A 16,902-nucleotide genomic window follows, 5' to 3' on the forward strand; every position below is an offset into this window, starting at 1 on the left:
ATCATCGGCCAGAACGAGGCCGTCGAGGCCGTGTCCCGCGCCATCCGCCGCACTCGCGCCGGCCTGAAGGACCCGAAGCGGCCCTCCGGCTCGTTCATCTTCGCCGGCCCGTCCGGCGTCGGCAAGACCGAGCTGTCGAAGGCGCTGGCCGAGTTCCTGTTCGGCGACGAGGATTCGCTCATCCAGATCGACATGGGCGAGTTCCACGACCGCTTCACCGCCTCGCGCCTGTTCGGTGCCCCTCCGGGCTACGTCGGCTACGAGGAGGGCGGCCAGCTCACCGAGAAGGTGCGCCGCAAGCCGTTCTCCGTCGTGCTGTTCGACGAGATCGAGAAGGCCCACCCGGAGATCTACAACACCCTGTTGCAGGTCCTCGAAGACGGCCGTCTCACCGACGGTCAGGGTCGCACCGTCGACTTCAAGAACACGGTGCTGATCTTCACGTCGAACCTGGGCACCGCCGACATCTCCAAGGCCGTCGGCATGGGCTTCAGCAAGGACGACGGCAGTGGCTCCAACTACGACCGGATGAAGCAGAAGGTCAACGACGAGCTGAAGAAGCACTTCCGCCCGGAGTTCCTGAACCGCATCGACGACATCATCGTCTTCCACCAGTTGACTCGCGACGAGATCATCCAGATGGTCGACCTGATGATCGGCCGTGTCGAGGAGCAGCTGAAGGCCAAGGACATGGACCTGGAGCTGACCCCGAAGGCCAAGAGCCTGCTGGCCAAGCGCGGCTTCGATCCGGTGCTGGGTGCCCGGCCGCTGCGTCGCACCATTCAGCGCGAGATCGAGGATCAGCTGTCGGAGAAGATCCTCTTCGAGGAGATCAAGGCAGGCCAGATCATCCTGATCGACGTCGAGAACTGGGACGGCGAAGGCGACGGCGACGACGCCAAGTTCACCTTCACCGGATCCGAGCGTCCGCGCGCGATCCCGGATGCTCCGGTGGAGCTGTCCAAGACCGCCGAGGGCGACGCCGGCTGATCGACTGAAGCGGGCTGATCGTTGTGATCGGTTGAGACGACCGTCAGACGCCGGTCGCCACGGGAGAGATCCCGTCGGCGACCGGCGTCTTTCGCGTTGCGGTGCGGGTCCCGCTGGCCGGGACACTCCGCTCCGGGGTCGACGAACCTCTCATACCGTGGGGTCGCACCGTTCCGCGGACCTCGTCGGCGGGACCTCTCCTGACTCACTACCGCGGAGGCATCCGATGAGCACGCGTCGACCCGACCTGCACCCCGAAGTGGAGGCCATGCTGGCCACTCTCGAAGCGGGCTTCCCCGATGTCACCGCATTCCCCGCCGCCGAGGTCCGCGGCATGATCGATGCGCGGCGAGCGCCGCTCGGCGACGAGCCCGCCATGCGGGCGGTGGTCGACGTGACGATCGACGGCCCCGACGGCAACGCGCTGCCCCTGCGGATCTACACCCCGCACGCGGCCGCAGATCGAGCGCTGCCGACGATCGTGTTCGCGCACGGCGGCGGCTTCGTCTTCTGCGGCATCGACAGCCACGACGAGTTCGCCCGCTCGCTGGCCGAGAACACGGCGAGCGTGGTGGTCTCCGTGGAGTATCGGCTGGCTCCGGAGCATCCGGCACCGGCGGCGCTGGAAGACATGTACGCCGCGGTCGGCTGGACGGCGCAGCACATCGGCGGCTACGGGGGCGATCCGACGCGCCTGGCCGTGGCCGGCGACAGCGCGGGCGGACTGCTCTCGGCCGCCGTCTGCCTGGCGGTGCGCGACCGTGGCGGCCCGGAGATCGCAGCGCAGATCCTGCTGTATCCGATGATCGACGACGACGTCGACACCGAGTCGTACCGTCGCTACGGCGAGGGCTACTACAACAGCGCCGCGGCCATGGCCTGGTACTGGGATCAGTACGCGCCGGGGGAGCGCGACGACCCGTTGGTGATGCCGTCGAAGGCGGCGTCGCTGGCCGGTCTGCCGCCTGCGGTCGTGGTGAGCGCGGAACTGGATCCGCCGTGCGATTCCGCCGAACGCTATGCCGATCGTCTGCGTGCCGACGGGGTGGAAGTCCACGGACATCGTCTCGACGGCCTGTTCCACGGTGTGCTGACCTTCGCGAAGTTCCCGCTGACACCGTCGGCCCGGGCGACGGTCTGGGAGCTGATCGGCCGCGTCCTCGGCTAGTTCAGACACGCGACACCCGTGTCGTGTGTCGGTTGTTTGATCGTCCCCCCTCGCGCGGTTGTGACCAGCGAAGATTACGATGAACGAACACTCGGTACGGCCGCTGCCCGTCGCACCGCAGTCGGCTACCGCGTAGGAGATCTGAGATGTCGTTTCAACCGCCCCAGAACCCCCAATTTCAGAACCCCCAATTCCAGAACCCCCAGTTTCAGAACCCCCAGTTCCAACCGGCTCCGGCGCAGTCGGCGTCCGGCGGGCTGCTGGCACCGGTCGCGCCGCCGTCTACCGTTCGCATGATCCTCGGGGCGGTCGCGCTGGTTGCGGCGCTGGTGTTGATCGTCTGCGCCTTCCTCACGTGGGTGTCGGGTTCGGCGACGTCTTCGCAGGACATAGGCGCCATGAGCACCTCCGTCGAGATCAACATGGCGGTGTCCGGCATGGGCTCGGGCAGCGCGGAGATCAAGGTCATCGACGCCCCGGATCTGATCCGCGACCGACTCGAGGCGACCATGGCCGAGCAGGAGAAGGAGTTCTCGAACTCGGCCGACGAGAAAGCAGACTCCCCGGGTATCTGGACGCTGCTGCTCGGGGTGTTGATCGCCGCGGGCGCCGTGCTCCTGCTGGTCGGCCGGTTCAGTGGAATCGGTGCCATCGTCACGACCGTCGGCGGTGCGGCCGCGACCATCGCCGCCATCGTGTTCGTCGCCGATCCGACCGGTGCCGTCGGGATGGAGGACGTGCCGGAGAAGTCCGACCTCGGTGCCGGATACGGGCTGTGGCTGACCCTCTTGGGCGCGTTGGCCGCGCTCGTCGCCGGAGCGGTCGCAGTCCTGTCGACGATGCGACCAGACCTGCTCGGCGGCAACCGCGCACCCGCAGGGGGGTTCCCGGGACAGCAGTTCCCCGCGCCGCAGTTCGGTCAGCCGCAGGGCCAGCAGTTCGGACAGCCCCAGCAGTTCGGTCAGCCCCAGCAGTTCGGACAGCCGGGTCAGTGGCCAGGGCAGCAGGGCTACGGCCAGGCGCCCCAGCCGGGTGGTTTTCCGCAGCAGCCGCCGTTCGGTCAGCAGGGCTTTCCGCCGCGCCAGTAGCGATTTGGGGTCCACACAGGTGAGTGTGTGAGACTTTTCCCCATGCGTCCTGTCGCCAATCGTCCTGCTGCAGTCCTCGCGGTCGTTGTCACGGTGGCCGTGACAGCGATGATCGGGATCGTGTTGTCGACTTCGCGGGGCGGCGCGCCGTCGAGCAGCGCCACCGTCGTAGAGACGGCGGAGAAGCATGCTGTGCAACCGAACTACGTGGCGATCGGAAGCTCGTTCGCCGCCGGACCGGGCGACGGTCCGATCGTCGACCGCGGGTGCCTGCGCACCGGCGACAACTACCCGAGTCAGGTCGCCGAGCAGCTGGGCCTCAAGCTGATCGACGTCACCTGCTCCGGATCGACCGCCGCGGAACTCGTGACCGGCCCCAAGGATCGGAGATCCCAGCGCCGTCCGCAGATCGAAGCAGTCGATGCCGACACCGAGCTGGTCACCATCACCACCGGCGGCAACGACATCGACTTCGTCGGGCGGCTCATCACCGAGGCGTGCACCAACCTGGTCGCGCTCGGTCTGTTGCCTTCGTGCGGGTCGGGCCGTCTGCCGCCGGCCGCGCCGACGACCGCCGACTACGCCCGGCTCGAGGCGTCACTGGTGTCAGCGGTCAAGGCGATCAAGGCGCGCGCGCCCCGGGCCGACGTGGTCATCGTGGACTACACGCCGGTGGTCTCGATGAACGCGCCGATGTGCCCGATGCTGCCGCTGGCGCCGTGGAACGTGGTGCAGGATGCGCAGATCGCCGACGAGATGTCGGCCGTCAATCAGCGCGTCGCTGACCGAACCGGCGCCGATCACGTGGTGACGACGGGCCTTGCCGACGAGCACTCGGTCTGCGGACCCGAACCCTGGGCGCGCGGATTCGGCAAGGGCATGGCGTTCCACCCCAATGCGTCGGGCAAGGCGGGGATCGCCGACCTGGTGGTCGAATCGGTGCGCGGGGAGTCCTGACTCGTCGGACGTGCCGCGTCGATCAGGCAGCGACCTCGGCGGTGCGGGCGGCCTTGGCCTGCTTCACCGCGACCACCGCGGCCGACAGCAGCAATAGTGCACTGATGCCGGTGACCAGGACGCCGAGCGGCTCGTTGAAGGTCGCGTAGATGGTCAATCCGACGGCTGCGCCGACCACGCCGACCACAGCTGATCGAGTCCACTGCTGGATGCGCCAGTTGATCCGCTCGCGGCCGGTGGTGATCAGGCTGATCGGGCTGCGGCGCAGAGCCTCGACCCAATAGACGGTGACGATGACGGTCACCAGGTAGGTCACCGTGATGTTGAGCCACAGCGGAATGTCGTCGAGGAGGCCGCGCGAGGTCACGACGACGGCGGACAGCGCCGCAACGTGCGCCAGGTAGATGCCGAACGAGCGGTCGGCGGCCACCCGCATGACGTTGTCGGCCAGCGAGCCGTTGCGCCGGCGGTCCTGCCAGATGGTTCCGCAGATGTACAGGATGATGATGATCCCGACCAGGGCGAACGAGTTGTGGACCATGAAGACGTTGGTCGCACGGAACATCTCTTCGCCGGTGACGGGGCCTGGACCGTCGCTGTCGACGATCGCGACGTAGTAGATCAGGGTCACGACGATCGCGATCAGCGAGATCACGACGAGGGGAGCCCGGTAGCGGCGCATCGTGCGGGCGAAGGCGTCGAAGTGGTACGCCGCGAGACAGCCGGCGAGGATGAAGAACTGGTACGGGAGCAGGGTGATGCTCATGTGTGCCCAGAGCTTGTCGAGCGGGGAGATCTGGAAGATCGCGAGCGGCGGGCGGACCATGTGGAACAGCAGCCACAGGTGGAAGGCCAGGCTCGCCGCCAGAATGTAGCGGTGATAACCCCAGGTTCGTTTGATGACCCACAGGACCAGCGGGAACACCAGGTAGATCTGCATGCTCACCGACAGGAAGTACAGGTGGTAGGCGGCATCGCCGGTGATGAGCTCGTAGACCAGGCTCTTGAGCGCCAACAGCCCGGTGCTGGGGTCGGTGAAGAGCTCGACGATGCCGTTCACGCCGCCGTACTCGAAGTGGCGTTTGCCCCAGTAGAACAGGGTCCAGGCCACGAACGGCAGGCCGATCAGCTTGTATCGACGCCGCCAGAAGGTCGGGGCGTGCAGGTCGCGATTGCGGTACTGGTACGTCAGGACGAAGCCGGTGAGGGCGAAGAAGCAGTATCGGGTGTAGCGAAAGAGGAGTCCGAGGCCGTGGGCCGCCACATCGGCGGACGTCGCCAGCTGGAGGATGACGTGGTCGAGGATGACGCTGCCGAAGGTGAACAGGCGGACGAAGTCGATCTGATAGAGGTGCCCGTCGCGCCGCTTCTTCGGCTTCGGATGATCCTCGGCGGCCGACTCGACCGAGGCGTCGACGACTGACTCGGCCGACTTGGGGGCGTCGGCGGGCTTCTCGACGGAGGTCGCGAGCGTTCCCTCGGACTCCGGCGCTCCGGCGCTGTCGGTCGCGCGGTCCGGTGCGGCCTCGGTCTTCTGCTCGGCGGTCTTCTGCTCGGCGTCTGCCACCTTGGGGATCCCGTCGCACTCGTTTGTTCGGTGTATCTGGCTGTTCGCTTAGCAGAGGTTACAAGCCGAGGCTGTGGAAAGACACTTCGCACTGCGGGTTGTCGTCGTGAAAATGCGCTGGCCAGTGTCTTTCGGCGTCTGCGCGGATGGGTTTCGGGCATCGGTCGCAACCGGCTAGTATGTGACTGAAGTTAATGATGGGGCGTAAGGGGTTAAACGTGCGTAGTTTCCGTTCGCGGGCCGTACTGCTGTCGAGCGTCTGTGCCGCGGTGGTCGCAGGAACCGGCGTCGCATCGGCCGAACCGGTCACGCCCTCCGTGCCGCCTAGTTCGGCGGCACCGAGTGCGACCGAACCCGCGACCGCGAAGCTGCCCGCACGATTGACCTCGTTGACCAAGGTGTCGCCGACCGTCTGGCTCGCTGAGGTGTACTCCGCCGCGATGGGCAAGACCATTGCGCTTGACGTGCTCCGGCCGCAGGGCAGCGAAGAGCCCGCGCCGACCCTGTACCTCCTCAACGGCGCCGGTGGCGGCGAGGACGACGCCACCTGGCGGGAGAAGACCGATTACCAGCGCTTCTTCGCCGACAAGCACGTGAATGTGGTGACCCCGGTGGGTGGGGCCTTCTCCTATTACACGGATTGGCAGAAGGACGACCCGGTGCTCGGGCGCAACAAGTGGCAGACCTTCCTCACCGAGGAACTGCCGCCCCTGCTCGACAAGGCGTTGAACGCCACCGGTGCCAACGCGATCGCAGGCATCTCGATGTCGGGCACATCGGTGTTCAACCTCGCGATCTCGGCACCGAAGTTGTACCGCTCGGTCGCCGCCTACAGCGGTTGCGCGCGCACCAGCGATCCGCTCGGCCAGGCGTACATCCGCACCGTGATCGGCGACCGCGGACGCGGCGACATCACCAATATGTGGGGACCGCTCGACGGACCGGGCTGGCGAGCCAACGACCCCTACCTGAACGTGGACAAACTCAAGGGCGTCAAGGTCTACATGACCACCGGCACCGGCCTCCCCGGACGTTACGACACCCTCGATGCGCGTCTGATCGACGGTGAACCGTCGATCCTTCTCGACCAGATCCTCATGGGCGGCGCGATCGAAGCGGCCGTCAACAGTTGCACCGCGCAGATGGAGCAGGCGCTCAAGAAGGCGGGCGTCGACGCGACCGTGATCAATCGGCCGACCGGCACCCACTCGTGGGAGTACTGGCAGCGCGATCTCATCACCACCTGGCCGATGATCGCCAAGGACCTCGGCATCGGCTGACCGTTCCATTGATCGGGACGACCGCCGCCCGCGTCGTGCCCGGTGAGCCAAGATTCGGCTCGTGGAGAAGACGGTACGAGGGACAACTGCACGGGTAGACGACAAGGTCGCACTGGTCACCGGTGCCGCCAGCGGCATGGGGCGAACGAACTGCATTCGCCTGGCCGAGGCCGGTGCCGACGTGATCGCACTCGACCAGACGTCCGCGGCGGAGGCGCTCGCCGAGACCGCATCGCTGGTGGCTGACGCCGGTGGTCGGTGCATCACCGCGACGTGCGACGTCGTCGACGTCGAGGGAATGGCGGCGGCGGTCGACGCGGCGGTCGTGCAGGCCGGTCGCCTCGACATCGTCGTCGCCAACGCGGGCATCTATCCCGCGGCCGGATTCTCCTGGGAGCTGACCGACGCCGAGTGGCAGCGGCCGCTCGACATCAACGTCACCGGCGTGTGGGCCACGGTCAAGGCGACGCTGCCGCATCTTGAATCCGGCGCGTCGATCGTCATCATCAGCTCCACCAACGGACTCAAGGGCGGTGCGCGCGTCGCGCACTACGCCGCGGGCAAGCACGCGGTGGTCGGACTCGCGCGCACCTTGGCCAATGAGGTCGGACCCCGCGGCATTCGCGTCAACACCGTGCATCCGGGTTCGGTTGCGACGCCGATGATCCTCAACGACGCGGTGTTCGCCAAACTACGCCCCGACCTCGAGCATCCCACACAGAACGACGCTGCCGAAGCCCTGGCGAAGCGGAATCTCCTCCCGGTTCCGTGGGTGCAGCCCGAGGACGTCAGCAATGCCGTCTTGTTTCTCGCCTCCGAGATGTCCCGCTATGTGACCGGCACCCAACTCGTGGTGGATGCCGGACTCCTACAGAAGGTGTGAAGAACCGAATGACTGACTCCAACGCACGTCCCGGCCGCCTGTCCGGGAAGATCGCGTTCATCACCGGCGCCGCCCGCGGCATCGGTCGTGCGCAAGCCGTCCGCTTCGCCGAGGAGGGCGCCGACATCATCGGCGTCGACCTCTGCGGACCGGTCGAGACCGTGCTGATCGACCCGGCCACCGAGGCCGACCTCGCCGAGACCGCCTCCGCGGTCCGCGCCGCCGGCGGCCGCTTCTCCGGGCACGTCGCCGATGTTCGCGACGGCGAGGCGCTGCGCGCTGCCGTCGCCGCGGGCGTCGAGGAACTCGGCGGACTCGACGTGGTCTGCGCGACTGCCGGGATCACCTCGCGAGGCCTGACCGAAGAGCTCTCGGACGAGGCCTGGAAGACGATGCTCGACGTGAACCTGACCGGTGTGTGGCAGACGGCGAAGGCGTCGATCCCGCATCTGCTCGAGCGGGGCGCCGGGTCGATCGTTCTGGTGAGCTCTATCGCGGGTCTGCGCGGCCTCTACGGCGTCTCGCACTACGTCGCTGCCAAGCACGGCGTGGTCGGCCTGATGCGCTCGCTGGCGCAGGAGATGGCGCCGCACGGAATCCGCGTCAACACCGTGCATCCCACCAATGTGAATACTCCGATGATCCAGAACGACGTGGTCCGCGGCGGCTTCCGCCCCGATCTCGAGACCGTCAGCCTGGAAGAGTTCGCCGTCGCAGCCAAGACGATGAACATGCTCGACCTCCCATGGGTGGAGCCCGAAGACGTCGCCAACGCGTCGCTGTTCCTCGCCTCCGACGAGGCCCGCTACATCACCGCGGTGACCCTGCCCGTCGATGCGGGATCAACCCAGCGCTGAGTGCGACTCGTGCGGAGAAGTGATCGATCTGCGCCCTCACAGGGCGCAGATCGATCACTTTTCTTTTGTGCCAGTGCAGCGCGCGCGGGGTCTCGATATCGGGCGGGTTCGCTATCGCTCACTCGCCGACTCGACCGGCCTGGGGAGGCGTGCTCCCTGCCCGAATCGACCGGCCAGGGGCGGTCAGGCTTCGAGGAGGAAGCTGATCACGGTGCGCTCGAATGCGGCTTTGGCCTCGATCATCGCCCAGTGGCCGCAGTTCGGGAACACGTGCAGTTCGACGTCGGGGATGGTCCGCATCGGCACCAGCGCCATGTCGAGGGGGCTGACGCGGTCGTCTCGACCCCAGGTCAGCAGGGTCTTGGCCGACACCTTGTGCATCATGGCCCACTGCGGCGGGGTATCGGAGGCGTTCGATGCCTTGACCATCGCGGCGAAGGCGGCGCGACCGTACATGCGGCGCGCGCTCTCGATGGTGCCGGGCTCGGTAGCCAGGGCCCAGCGTTCCTCGATCAGTGCGTCGGTGACGACGGCCGGGTCCCACACCATCGAATGCAGCCAGCGGATCAGCGCCTCGCGGGTCGGCTCCTCGGTGAAGTCCTGCAGAAGCTTGATGCCCTCGCCCGGGCCCGGGCTGAAGATGTTGCGACCGATACCGCCGATGGTGACGAGTCTGCGGATGCGGCCGGGGTGCGCGATGTCGTAGCCGATGCCCACGCCACCGCCCATCGAGTTGCCGATGACGTCGAAGGTGTCCAGTCCCAGCTTGTCGACGAACACCTCGAGGGCGCCGAGCGCGGTGATCATCGGATGCCCGCCCCAGTCGTCGCTGACTCCGAAACCGGGGAACTCCAGAACCAGGCAGCGGAAGTGCTCGCCGAAGAGTCCGAGATTGCCGCGGAAGTTCCGCCAGCCGGAGACTCCCGGACCGGAACCATGAAGGAGCACCAGCGGCGGGCCGTCGCCGTACTCGTGGTAGCGCAGCACGCCGTTGTCGGTGGCGAGTTCGCGCAGCGTCTGGTCGTAGTCGGGGATGACAGAAGTGGTCATGAGACCTCCTGGAAGCGGTGGGGACGGGGGACGGTGGGGCCGACGAGTGCTAGCCGATTCGGCCGGGAGTCGGCTCGACGCGGTAGGTGTCGGTCGGGACATTGCCGAGTCGGACCTGCTCGTCGATCGAGTCGCGCAGCTTGAGGCAGCTGGGAACGTGGTTCACGTCGGTGCCTTCGGCGGTCAGCCGGGCGAACTCAGGGCAGGCGGTGCGGGAGTCGTCGGTCCACTGCACACTCGTGTGCACCGGACTGAACTTCTCGACGAGAACGCGGTTGCTGCAGGTTCGGCAGGTCACGTCGTACATGGTGGGTGGCTCCTAGGTTCTTTCGTCAGAGGATCGAGTGCGCGCGGGAGAGCGCAGGGACATCGAGTGCGGGGATGCCGAGCGCGGGCGCCTGGTCGGGGGAGAAGTCGCAGGCGACGTGGCACAGTCGCGCGATGCCGAGATTCTCAGGCATCTCGGGGTCGAACCATCGGTCCACCAACCCCCAATGGACGGGATGGTTCATGTATTGCCCGCTGAGTGCTTCCCGCGTCCGGAACAGTTGTTCCCATACGTGAGTGAATCGAGTCGGCCCGTGCGACGACTCCACATGGCTCAGACGCCACCAGACCATCGAGGTGATGTGTCGAGGCATCAGCAGCAGATCGCGTTCGAACCGGCAGCGCGCCTGGTCGGAGGCGTCGTCGCCGATACCGAGGAGCAGCGCTCGATAGACGAGGGCCTCGGTCGGATCGCCGCGGTGCCCGGTGGCACCGGGTCGGTATCGGACGCTTTCGACAGACGCGAACCGCTCCCGCGACATCGCGGCGTCGACCGTGGTCGAGGGACCGTGAAGGAGCACATCGCCGCCGTTGATGGCGCCCGGCAACGTCCTGCCGATGACCCCGCCGGCCGGGCCGACCGCGACCCGCAGCGATTCGGCGAGGGCCGCCGGGTCGCGGTGCCGACCGGCGGTCAGGAGATGGGTGGACAGCAGGTCAGACACGTGCGAGCGCACCCAGTTCGGTGCCGTCGGCCGCCCACTCGCGCACGCGGTCGACGATGAGCGGTGCAACACCCTCCCACCAGGCGGCCAGCGCGGAATCGTGCCTTCCTGCCCGGGCTGCGGCCCACCATCCGACGACATCGTCGACGGTGAGAATGGCGGTGATGGTGTTGGACTCGTCGTCGAGCCACAGCGGCGGATGCACCAGAATGGTCGCCACCCTGATGCCACGGGCCTCGGCCTTCGGCAGGTATTCGTCGCGGTAGAGGCGGAGAAAGTCTTCGCCCGCGCCCGGCGCGACGACGATCCGGTCGATCAAGTAGATCGGGTGGGCTGCGTCGCTGTCGTCGATCTCTTCGGTCATGTCCACCGGGCCCGGGCTACTCGACGACCATGTCGGTGGGGGCCCAGAAAGCGCGCATCGACGTGATCTGACCGGCGTCGTCGAAGGTCATCACGTCGATCGGTTCGACGATGTAACTGGTGTCGCCCGCCTTGGTGACGACGCGAAACGAGAACGCCGCTTCGAGCCCCGAGACGCGGGCATGGAGGAGTTCGGTGGTGATCTCGCCCTGCAGCCCGCCGTAGAAGGCGCTGATGGCGTCGCGGCCGCGGTGCGGTTCCGAGCCCACCGGATCCTCGAGCGTCGCGTCGGCTGCGTACAGTGCGGCGACCGCGGCGCCGTCACCGGAGGCGACGGCCGCCAAGTAGTTCTCGATCACGGCTTTGATGTCGGGTGCGGTCATGCTGGTCTCCTCGAGTGGGTGGTGCGGGGTATCGCGTATGGGTACGGGAGGGGTTGAGGGCGGGCCTCAGCGGGTGGCCCGGCTGGCGGCCGCTGAGGCCCGAGACGGAGCGTCGGCGAGGTGGTTGACGGCCACGTAGCCGAAGGTCATGGCGGGGCCGATGGTGGCACCGGGGCCGGCGTACTCGTTGCCCATGACGGCGGCCGAAGTGTTGCCGGTGGCGTACAGACCGTCGATCACCGAGCCGTCGGCGCGCAGCACCTGGGCGTGCTCGTTGTAGACGAGACCGCCCTTGGTGCCGAGGTCGCCGACGCGCATCTGAAGGGCGTAGAACGGGCCCTGGTCGAGTGCGTCGAGGACGGGGTTCGGCAGCGTCGGGTCACCGTAGTAGCGGTCGTAGGCGCTGTCGCCGCGATTGAAGTCGTCGTCGTGCCCGCCCGCGGCCATGCCGTTGTAGCGGTCGACGGTGCCACGCAGCGCAGCGGGATCGACGCCGATCTGGGTCGCGAGCTCCTCGATCGTCGCCGCCGTGCGGATCAGGCCGGACGACATCCAGCTCTTCGGGAACTTCTGACCGGGCATCACGCCGCCGATCTGGTATCGCTTCTTGGCAAGCGCGTCGAAGATGAACCAGGTGGGTTCGTGACCGCCCGCGAGTTGGTCGTGGGTGAAGGTGACGTACGGCGAGGCCTCGTTGGTGAAACGCCGGCCGTGCTGGTCGACGATGATCGCGCGCGGCACCGAGCGCTCCGAGACGAGCACCTGGTTGATGCCCTTCGGAGTTTGCAGCGATGGCATCCACCAGGCGTCGTCCATCAGCGAGACGGCCGCGCCGACGGCTTCGCCCGCACGGATGCCGTCGCCGGTGTTGCTGTCGGCGGCAGCGCTGAAGTTGGGGTGAGCGCCCTCGGGGAGGTAGCGGTTGCGCATCTCCTGGTTGAACTCGAAGCCGCCGCTGGCCATCACCACGCCGCGGGTGGCGCGGATGCGTCGGCTCTTTCCGCCGCGGGTCACCTCGACGCCGGTGACGGTGCCCGCGTCGTCGACGATCAGCGACTGCATCGGCGACGACAGCCAGAGCCGCGCGTCGGTGTCCTTGAGCGCGAGGCGAAGTCGGACGATCAACGCTTGGCCGAGAGTCGCCATCTGCCTGCGCAGAACCACGGCCTGGACCGCGCGCAGCCCGGTCACGAACGCGGTGCGGCGTGCCTTCCAGGTCCGTGCGACCATGTTGAGCTGCACGAAGTCCTTCTGCGTGATGTACAGCCCGGGCGGGGTCGCGAGCGCTGCCGGCCGCAGCTGGGCCTGGTCGACGCCCAGCTTCTTGCTGTCGACGGGCTTCGGCTCGATGGACCGGCCGGCGGGCCGACCACCGGGGTTCTCCGGGTGGTAGTCGGCGTAACCGGTGCACCACTGGAAAGCGATGTGCGGGCTGCGCTCGAGGAGCTCGATCATCTTCGGCCCCTGCGCGATGTAGGCGTCGAGATTGGCCGACGGCACCTGGTCGCCGACGATCGAGTCGAGGTATGCGCGGACGTCGGCCGGTTCGTCGACGATGCCGATGCGCCGCAGTGCCGGGTTGTTCGGGACCCAGACGCCGCCGCCCGACAGAGCGGTGCTGCCGCCGTACACGTCGGCCTTCTCGACGATCAGGGCCTTCAGTCCGCGGTCGGCGGCGGTCAGCGCGGCGGTCATGCCGCCGGCACCGCTGCCGACGATGACGACGTCGTATTCCTCATCCCACGTGTCGCGGGTGTTCTCCGGGGTGCTCACTCGAGATTCCTTTGCGTGTTCTGGCGTTGGGGGTCAGGCGCGTGCGGCCAGGTCGCGGACGGCGAGGTGGCTGAACAGCATCGACGTGCCGATCGGATTGCCGCCGCCGGGGTAGGCCGTGCCGCTGGGCGCGGCCATGGTGTTGCCTGCGGCGTAGAGGCCGGGGATGGCGGTGCCGTCGGCGCGCAGGACGTTGCCCGCGACGTCGGTCTTGAGTCCGCCCTTGGTCCCGAGGTCGGAGACCCCGAATGCCGCCGCGTGGAACGGTCCCTGATCGATGGTCACGAGGGGCGGCTCGCCGCCGGAGAACGCGCGGTCGTAGGCCTCGTCGCCGCGACCGAAGTCGGGGTCGACGCCGGTCGGGACCTGCTCGTTGAAGCGGGCGACCGTCGCGGCCAGGGCGTCGGCCGGGACGCCGATCTTCGCGGCGAGCTCCTCCAGGGTGTCGGCGGTGTGCCAGAGGCCCGCGTCGCGGTAGTCCTGCGTCGGGTAGAACTCGAAATTGGCGGCCTTGATCGGCGGGACCTCGCCCTCCTTGTCGTCGTAGATCATCCAGAACGGGAGGGTCGCGGTGCCGTCGTCCACCTGGCGCAGGACGTCGCGCCCGAGGCGGTCGTAGGGTGCCGACTCGTTCACGAAACGCTTGCCGTCCTGGTTGACGAAGATGCCGCCGGTGAACCACAGGGCGAACGCCGAGCGGCCGTCCGGATGGGTGAGGCCCGGCGACCACCACGCCTGATCCATCAGGTCGACGTCGGCGCCCGCGTTGATGCCCGCGCGGTGCGCGAGGCCCTGGTTGGTGGCGGGGCCCATCGTGTCGCGGGCGACGCCGGGGACGCCGAACTCGGCGCGCATCGCGTCGTTGCCCTCGAATCCGCCACTGGCCAGCAGTACCCCGCGGCGGGCGCGGATCGCCTCACGCTTGCCGTCGACCTCGATGATCGCGCCGACCACGGCGCCGTCGTCGATCACCAGATCCACCAGCGGGCTGCCCAGTTGCGTCGTCGCGTTGTCGTAGGCGGCGATGGCCTTGAGGAACCGGGCGATCAGCGCCCGGCCGCCGATGTACATGTCGTTGGGGGTGTCGGCACCGTGTCGGTCGACGTCGAGTGGTCCGCGGACCAGATCCTTGTACTCCGGAGCGTCGGCCACGGGCAGGGGGTTCGGCATGGTGTGCCGCATGCCGTCGAGCTTGGCCTTGGGGGCCTTGCCGTAGTAGTCGGGCCAGGGGAGCGGGACGAACTCGAGGTTTGCGTCGGTCTCCAGGTACTCGATCAGCGGGGCGCCGCCGCGGACGTAGGTCTCCTGCAGTTCCACCGGGGTGCGGTCGCCGACCACGGCCCGGTAGTAGGTGAGGGCGTCGTCGACGGAGTCCTCCGCGCCTGCCCGCAGCAGGGCGGGGTTGCAGGGGAACCACATGCCGCCGCCGCCCGAGTAGGCGGTGGTGCCGCCGAACTTGTCGGACGCCTCCACCATCAGCACGGAGAGACCCTCGCGTGCCGCGGTGTAGGTCCCGGTGACGCCGCCGGCGCCTGACCCGGCGACGATCACGTCGTATTCGCGGGTCCATTCGGGGGTGGTGGCAGTCATCGGCATTCGCTCCGTCCGGGATCCCCGCGGCGTAGGGCACGGGGGTTGATCGTCATGCAAGGCCCCTCGACCGTAGGGGTGCAGAGTCGTTCGACGGGGGCGATGTCCCGCTCATCGGGACGTGCCGGTGAGCGGGAACGTGCCTGGTCCGCGGCGGTATGCGCTCCCTAGGGTCGGGGTATCAGGTCAATGCTGTCGAGAACCTCGGCAGCGAGAGAAAGGCACATCGTGACCGAACGAACGGAGACATCGCCCCAGCGGACAGACGTTCCGGCACCGCTGGACGCCGTGGTGGTCGGCGCGGGTTTCGCAGGCATCTACTCCCTCTACCGGCTCCGCAAGGACGGACTCTCGGTCCGTGTGTTCGAGGCGGCCGAGGGCGTGGGCGGCGTCTGGTACTGGAACCGCTACCCGGGGGCGCGCTGTGACGTCGAGAGCGTCGACTACTCGTTCTCGTTCGACGACGACCTTCAGCAGGAGTGGAACTGGCGCGAGAAGTACGCCACCCAACCGGAGATCCTCGAGTACATGGAACACGTCGTCGAGCGGTTCGATCTCGCGCGCGACATCACCTTGAACACGCGCGTCACCGACATCCTGTTCGACGAGGACAGCCTGCTGTGGACGGTCACCACCGACACCGGTGAGGCCGTCCGCGCGCGCTTCGTGGTGCTGGGCCTGGGGCCGCTCTCGAACTCCAACATCCCGAACATCCCCGGGATCGGAGACTTCGCCGGACCGCTGCTCCACACCGGCCAGTGGCCGCACGAACCGGTCGACTTCACCGGTCAGCGTGTCGGCGTCATCGGCACCGGGTCGTCGGGCATCCAGTCGATTCCCGAGATCGCGAAGCAGGCACGACAGCTCACGGTGTTCCAGCGGTCGCCCAACTTCTCCGTTCCGGCGGGCAACCGCGACCTCACCGACGACGACCGCGCCGAGCAGAAGGCCGGCTACGCCGAGCGTCGCCGGTTGTCGTTCCTGAGCGGCGGCGGGTCACCGCACCAACCGCATCCGCACGGCGCCCTCGAGGTGTCCGACGACGAGCGGCGAGCGGTGTACGAGGAGTGGTGGCAGAAGGGCGGGGTGCTGTTCAGCAAGGCCTTCCCCGATCAGTTCACCAGCGTCGAGGCCAACGACACCGCCCGCGAGTTCTGGGTTCAGAAGGTCCGCGCCAAGATCGACGACCCCGCCATCGCAGAGCAGCTGATCCCCACCGACCACCCGATCGGTACCAAGCGGATCTGCACCGACTCCGGCTACTTCGAGACCTACAACCGCGAGAACGTGGAGCTGGTCAACCTGCGCAAGGCGCCGATCGAGCGGATCGACGCCACCGGCGTGGTGACCGCCGACGGTCGTCATCACGACCTCGACGCGCTGGTCCTGGCCACCGGGTACGACGCCATGACCGGCTCGGTGAAGAAGATCAACATCGTCGGGCGTGGCGGTCGAACGCTCAACGACGAGTGGGCCGCAGGTGCCCGCACCTATCTGGGACTGGGGCTGGAGGGATTCCCGAACCTGTTCAACCTCACCGGACCCGGCAGCCCGTCCGTCCTGGCCAACATGGTCCTGCACTCGGAACTGCATGTCGACTGGGTCGCCGATGCGATCGCCGAGCTACAGGCCCGCGGCGCGTCGGTGATGGAGCCGACCAACGCGGCGGTCGAAGGCTGGGTCGAGGAGTGCCGGACCCGCGCCGAGTCCTCGCTGATGAGCATGGCCGACTCCTGGTACGTCGGCGCGAACATCGCCGGCCGCCCCCGGGTGTTCATGCCCTTCCTCGGCGGCCTCGGCGCCTATGGCGAGATCATCGGCAAGGTAGCCGCCGACGGCTACCCCGGCTTCGAGTTCACCGCGAGCTGATCAGGAAGCGGCTTCAGCCTGGGGCGACGGTGTTCCAGCGCTCGTAAGTGCACTCGACCGCCCTGCGGGTCAGCCTGCGTTTGTGGGTGCGG

The 16,902-nt window shown here is 67.8% G+C and carries 16 protein-coding genes; 8 read left to right on the forward strand and 8 right to left on the reverse strand.

The window, feature by feature from the left end:
* From GX543_RS16300 to GX543_RS16315, 4 genes are all read left to right on the forward strand, one after another.
* A partial coding sequence (locus GX543_RS16300) for an AAA family ATPase (RefSeq protein ID WP_290853456.1) occupies nt 1-990 on the forward strand: 990 nt, incomplete at its 5' end.
* 226 nt (nt 991-1,216) lie between these two features.
* A complete protein-coding gene (locus GX543_RS16305) occupies nt 1,217-2,158 on the forward strand; it encodes an alpha/beta hydrolase (protein WP_290853457.1) in 942 nt (313 codons plus the stop codon).
* Between the two features lie 146 nt (nt 2,159-2,304).
* Nucleotides 2,305-3,246, forward strand: a complete 942-nt coding sequence (locus GX543_RS16310; protein ID WP_290853458.1) for a hypothetical protein — start codon at nt 2,305-2,307, stop codon at nt 3,244-3,246.
* Between the two features lie 42 nt (nt 3,247-3,288).
* Nucleotides 3,289-4,203, forward strand: coding sequence for an SGNH/GDSL hydrolase family protein (locus tag GX543_RS16315; RefSeq protein WP_290853459.1), 915 nt, complete (start codon nt 3,289-3,291; stop codon nt 4,201-4,203).
* 22 nt (nt 4,204-4,225) lie between these two features.
* Here GX543_RS16315 and GX543_RS16320 read toward each other — a convergent pair whose 3' ends face one another.
* A complete protein-coding gene (locus tag GX543_RS16320) occupies nt 4,226-5,770 on the reverse strand; it encodes an acyltransferase (protein ID WP_290853461.1) in 1,545 nt (514 codons plus the stop codon).
* A 218-nt stretch (nt 5,771-5,988) separates the two neighbouring features.
* Between GX543_RS16320 and GX543_RS16325 the strand changes: the two genes are divergently transcribed.
* The 3 genes from GX543_RS16325 (at nt 5,989) to GX543_RS16335 (ending at nt 8,790) form a co-directional block, all read left to right on the forward strand.
* Entirely contained in the window at nt 5,989-7,050 is a 1,062-nt protein-coding gene (locus tag GX543_RS16325) for an alpha/beta hydrolase family protein (protein ID WP_290853463.1), read from the forward strand.
* A gap of 61 nt (nt 7,051-7,111) precedes the next feature.
* Complete coding sequence (locus GX543_RS16330; RefSeq protein WP_290853465.1) at nt 7,112-7,933, forward strand: mycofactocin-coupled SDR family oxidoreductase; 822 nt, start codon at nt 7,112-7,114, stop codon at nt 7,931-7,933.
* An 8-nt stretch (nt 7,934-7,941) separates the two neighbouring features.
* Entirely contained in the window at nt 7,942-8,790 is an 849-nt protein-coding gene (locus GX543_RS16335) for a mycofactocin-coupled SDR family oxidoreductase (RefSeq protein ID WP_290853467.1), read from the forward strand.
* A 183-nt stretch (nt 8,791-8,973) separates the two neighbouring features.
* Here GX543_RS16335 and GX543_RS16340 read toward each other — a convergent pair whose 3' ends face one another.
* From GX543_RS16340 to GX543_RS16370, 7 genes are all read right to left on the reverse strand, one after another.
* On the reverse strand, nt 8,974-9,840 hold the full coding sequence (locus GX543_RS16340; protein ID WP_290853469.1) for an alpha/beta fold hydrolase: 867 nt from the start codon (nt 9,838-9,840) through the stop codon (nt 8,974-8,976).
* A gap of 49 nt (nt 9,841-9,889) precedes the next feature.
* Complete coding sequence (locus GX543_RS16345; RefSeq protein ID WP_290853471.1) at nt 9,890-10,147, reverse strand: hypothetical protein; 258 nt, start codon at nt 10,145-10,147, stop codon at nt 9,890-9,892.
* A 25-nt stretch (nt 10,148-10,172) separates the two neighbouring features.
* The gene (locus tag GX543_RS16350; protein WP_290853473.1) at nt 10,173-10,832 is read right to left on the reverse strand and encodes a Dabb family protein; all 660 of its coding nucleotides are present in this window, start codon (nt 10,830-10,832) and stop codon (nt 10,173-10,175) included.
* Nucleotides 10,825-11,196 (reverse strand): hypothetical protein, encoded by a 372-nt coding sequence (locus GX543_RS16355; RefSeq protein ID WP_290853475.1) that lies wholly within the window; start codon nt 11,194-11,196, stop codon nt 10,825-10,827. Before GX543_RS16355 ends, GX543_RS16350 begins: the two co-directional genes overlap by 8 nt.
* A 16-nt stretch (nt 11,197-11,212) precedes the next feature.
* On the reverse strand, nt 11,213-11,578 hold the full coding sequence (locus GX543_RS16360; RefSeq protein ID WP_290853478.1) for an SgcJ/EcaC family oxidoreductase: 366 nt from the start codon (nt 11,576-11,578) through the stop codon (nt 11,213-11,215).
* Nucleotides 11,579-11,644: 66 nt separating this feature from the next.
* A complete protein-coding gene (locus GX543_RS16365; protein ID WP_290853480.1) occupies nt 11,645-13,351 on the reverse strand; it encodes an FAD-dependent oxidoreductase in 1,707 nt (568 codons plus the stop codon).
* 33 nt (nt 13,352-13,384) lie between these two features.
* Nucleotides 13,385-14,947: an FAD-binding protein gene (locus GX543_RS16370; protein ID WP_290853482.1), complete on the reverse strand. Its 1,563-nt coding sequence runs from the start codon at nt 14,945-14,947 to the stop codon at nt 13,385-13,387.
* Between the two features lie 222 nt (nt 14,948-15,169).
* On the opposite strand from GX543_RS16370, the gene GX543_RS16375 reads away from it, so the two are divergent.
* Nucleotides 15,170-16,810 carry an NAD(P)/FAD-dependent oxidoreductase gene (locus tag GX543_RS16375; RefSeq protein WP_290853485.1) on the forward strand — a complete coding sequence of 547 codons (1,641 nt, stop codon included), beginning with the start codon at nt 15,170-15,172 and terminating at the stop codon, nt 16,808-16,810.
* Nucleotides 16,811-16,902 lie beyond the last annotated feature (92 nt).

It is taken from the genome of Gordonia sp. (in: high G+C Gram-positive bacteria) (genome assembly GCF_012515855.1).
Lineage (GTDB): Bacteria > Actinomycetota > Actinomycetes > Mycobacteriales > Mycobacteriaceae > Gordonia.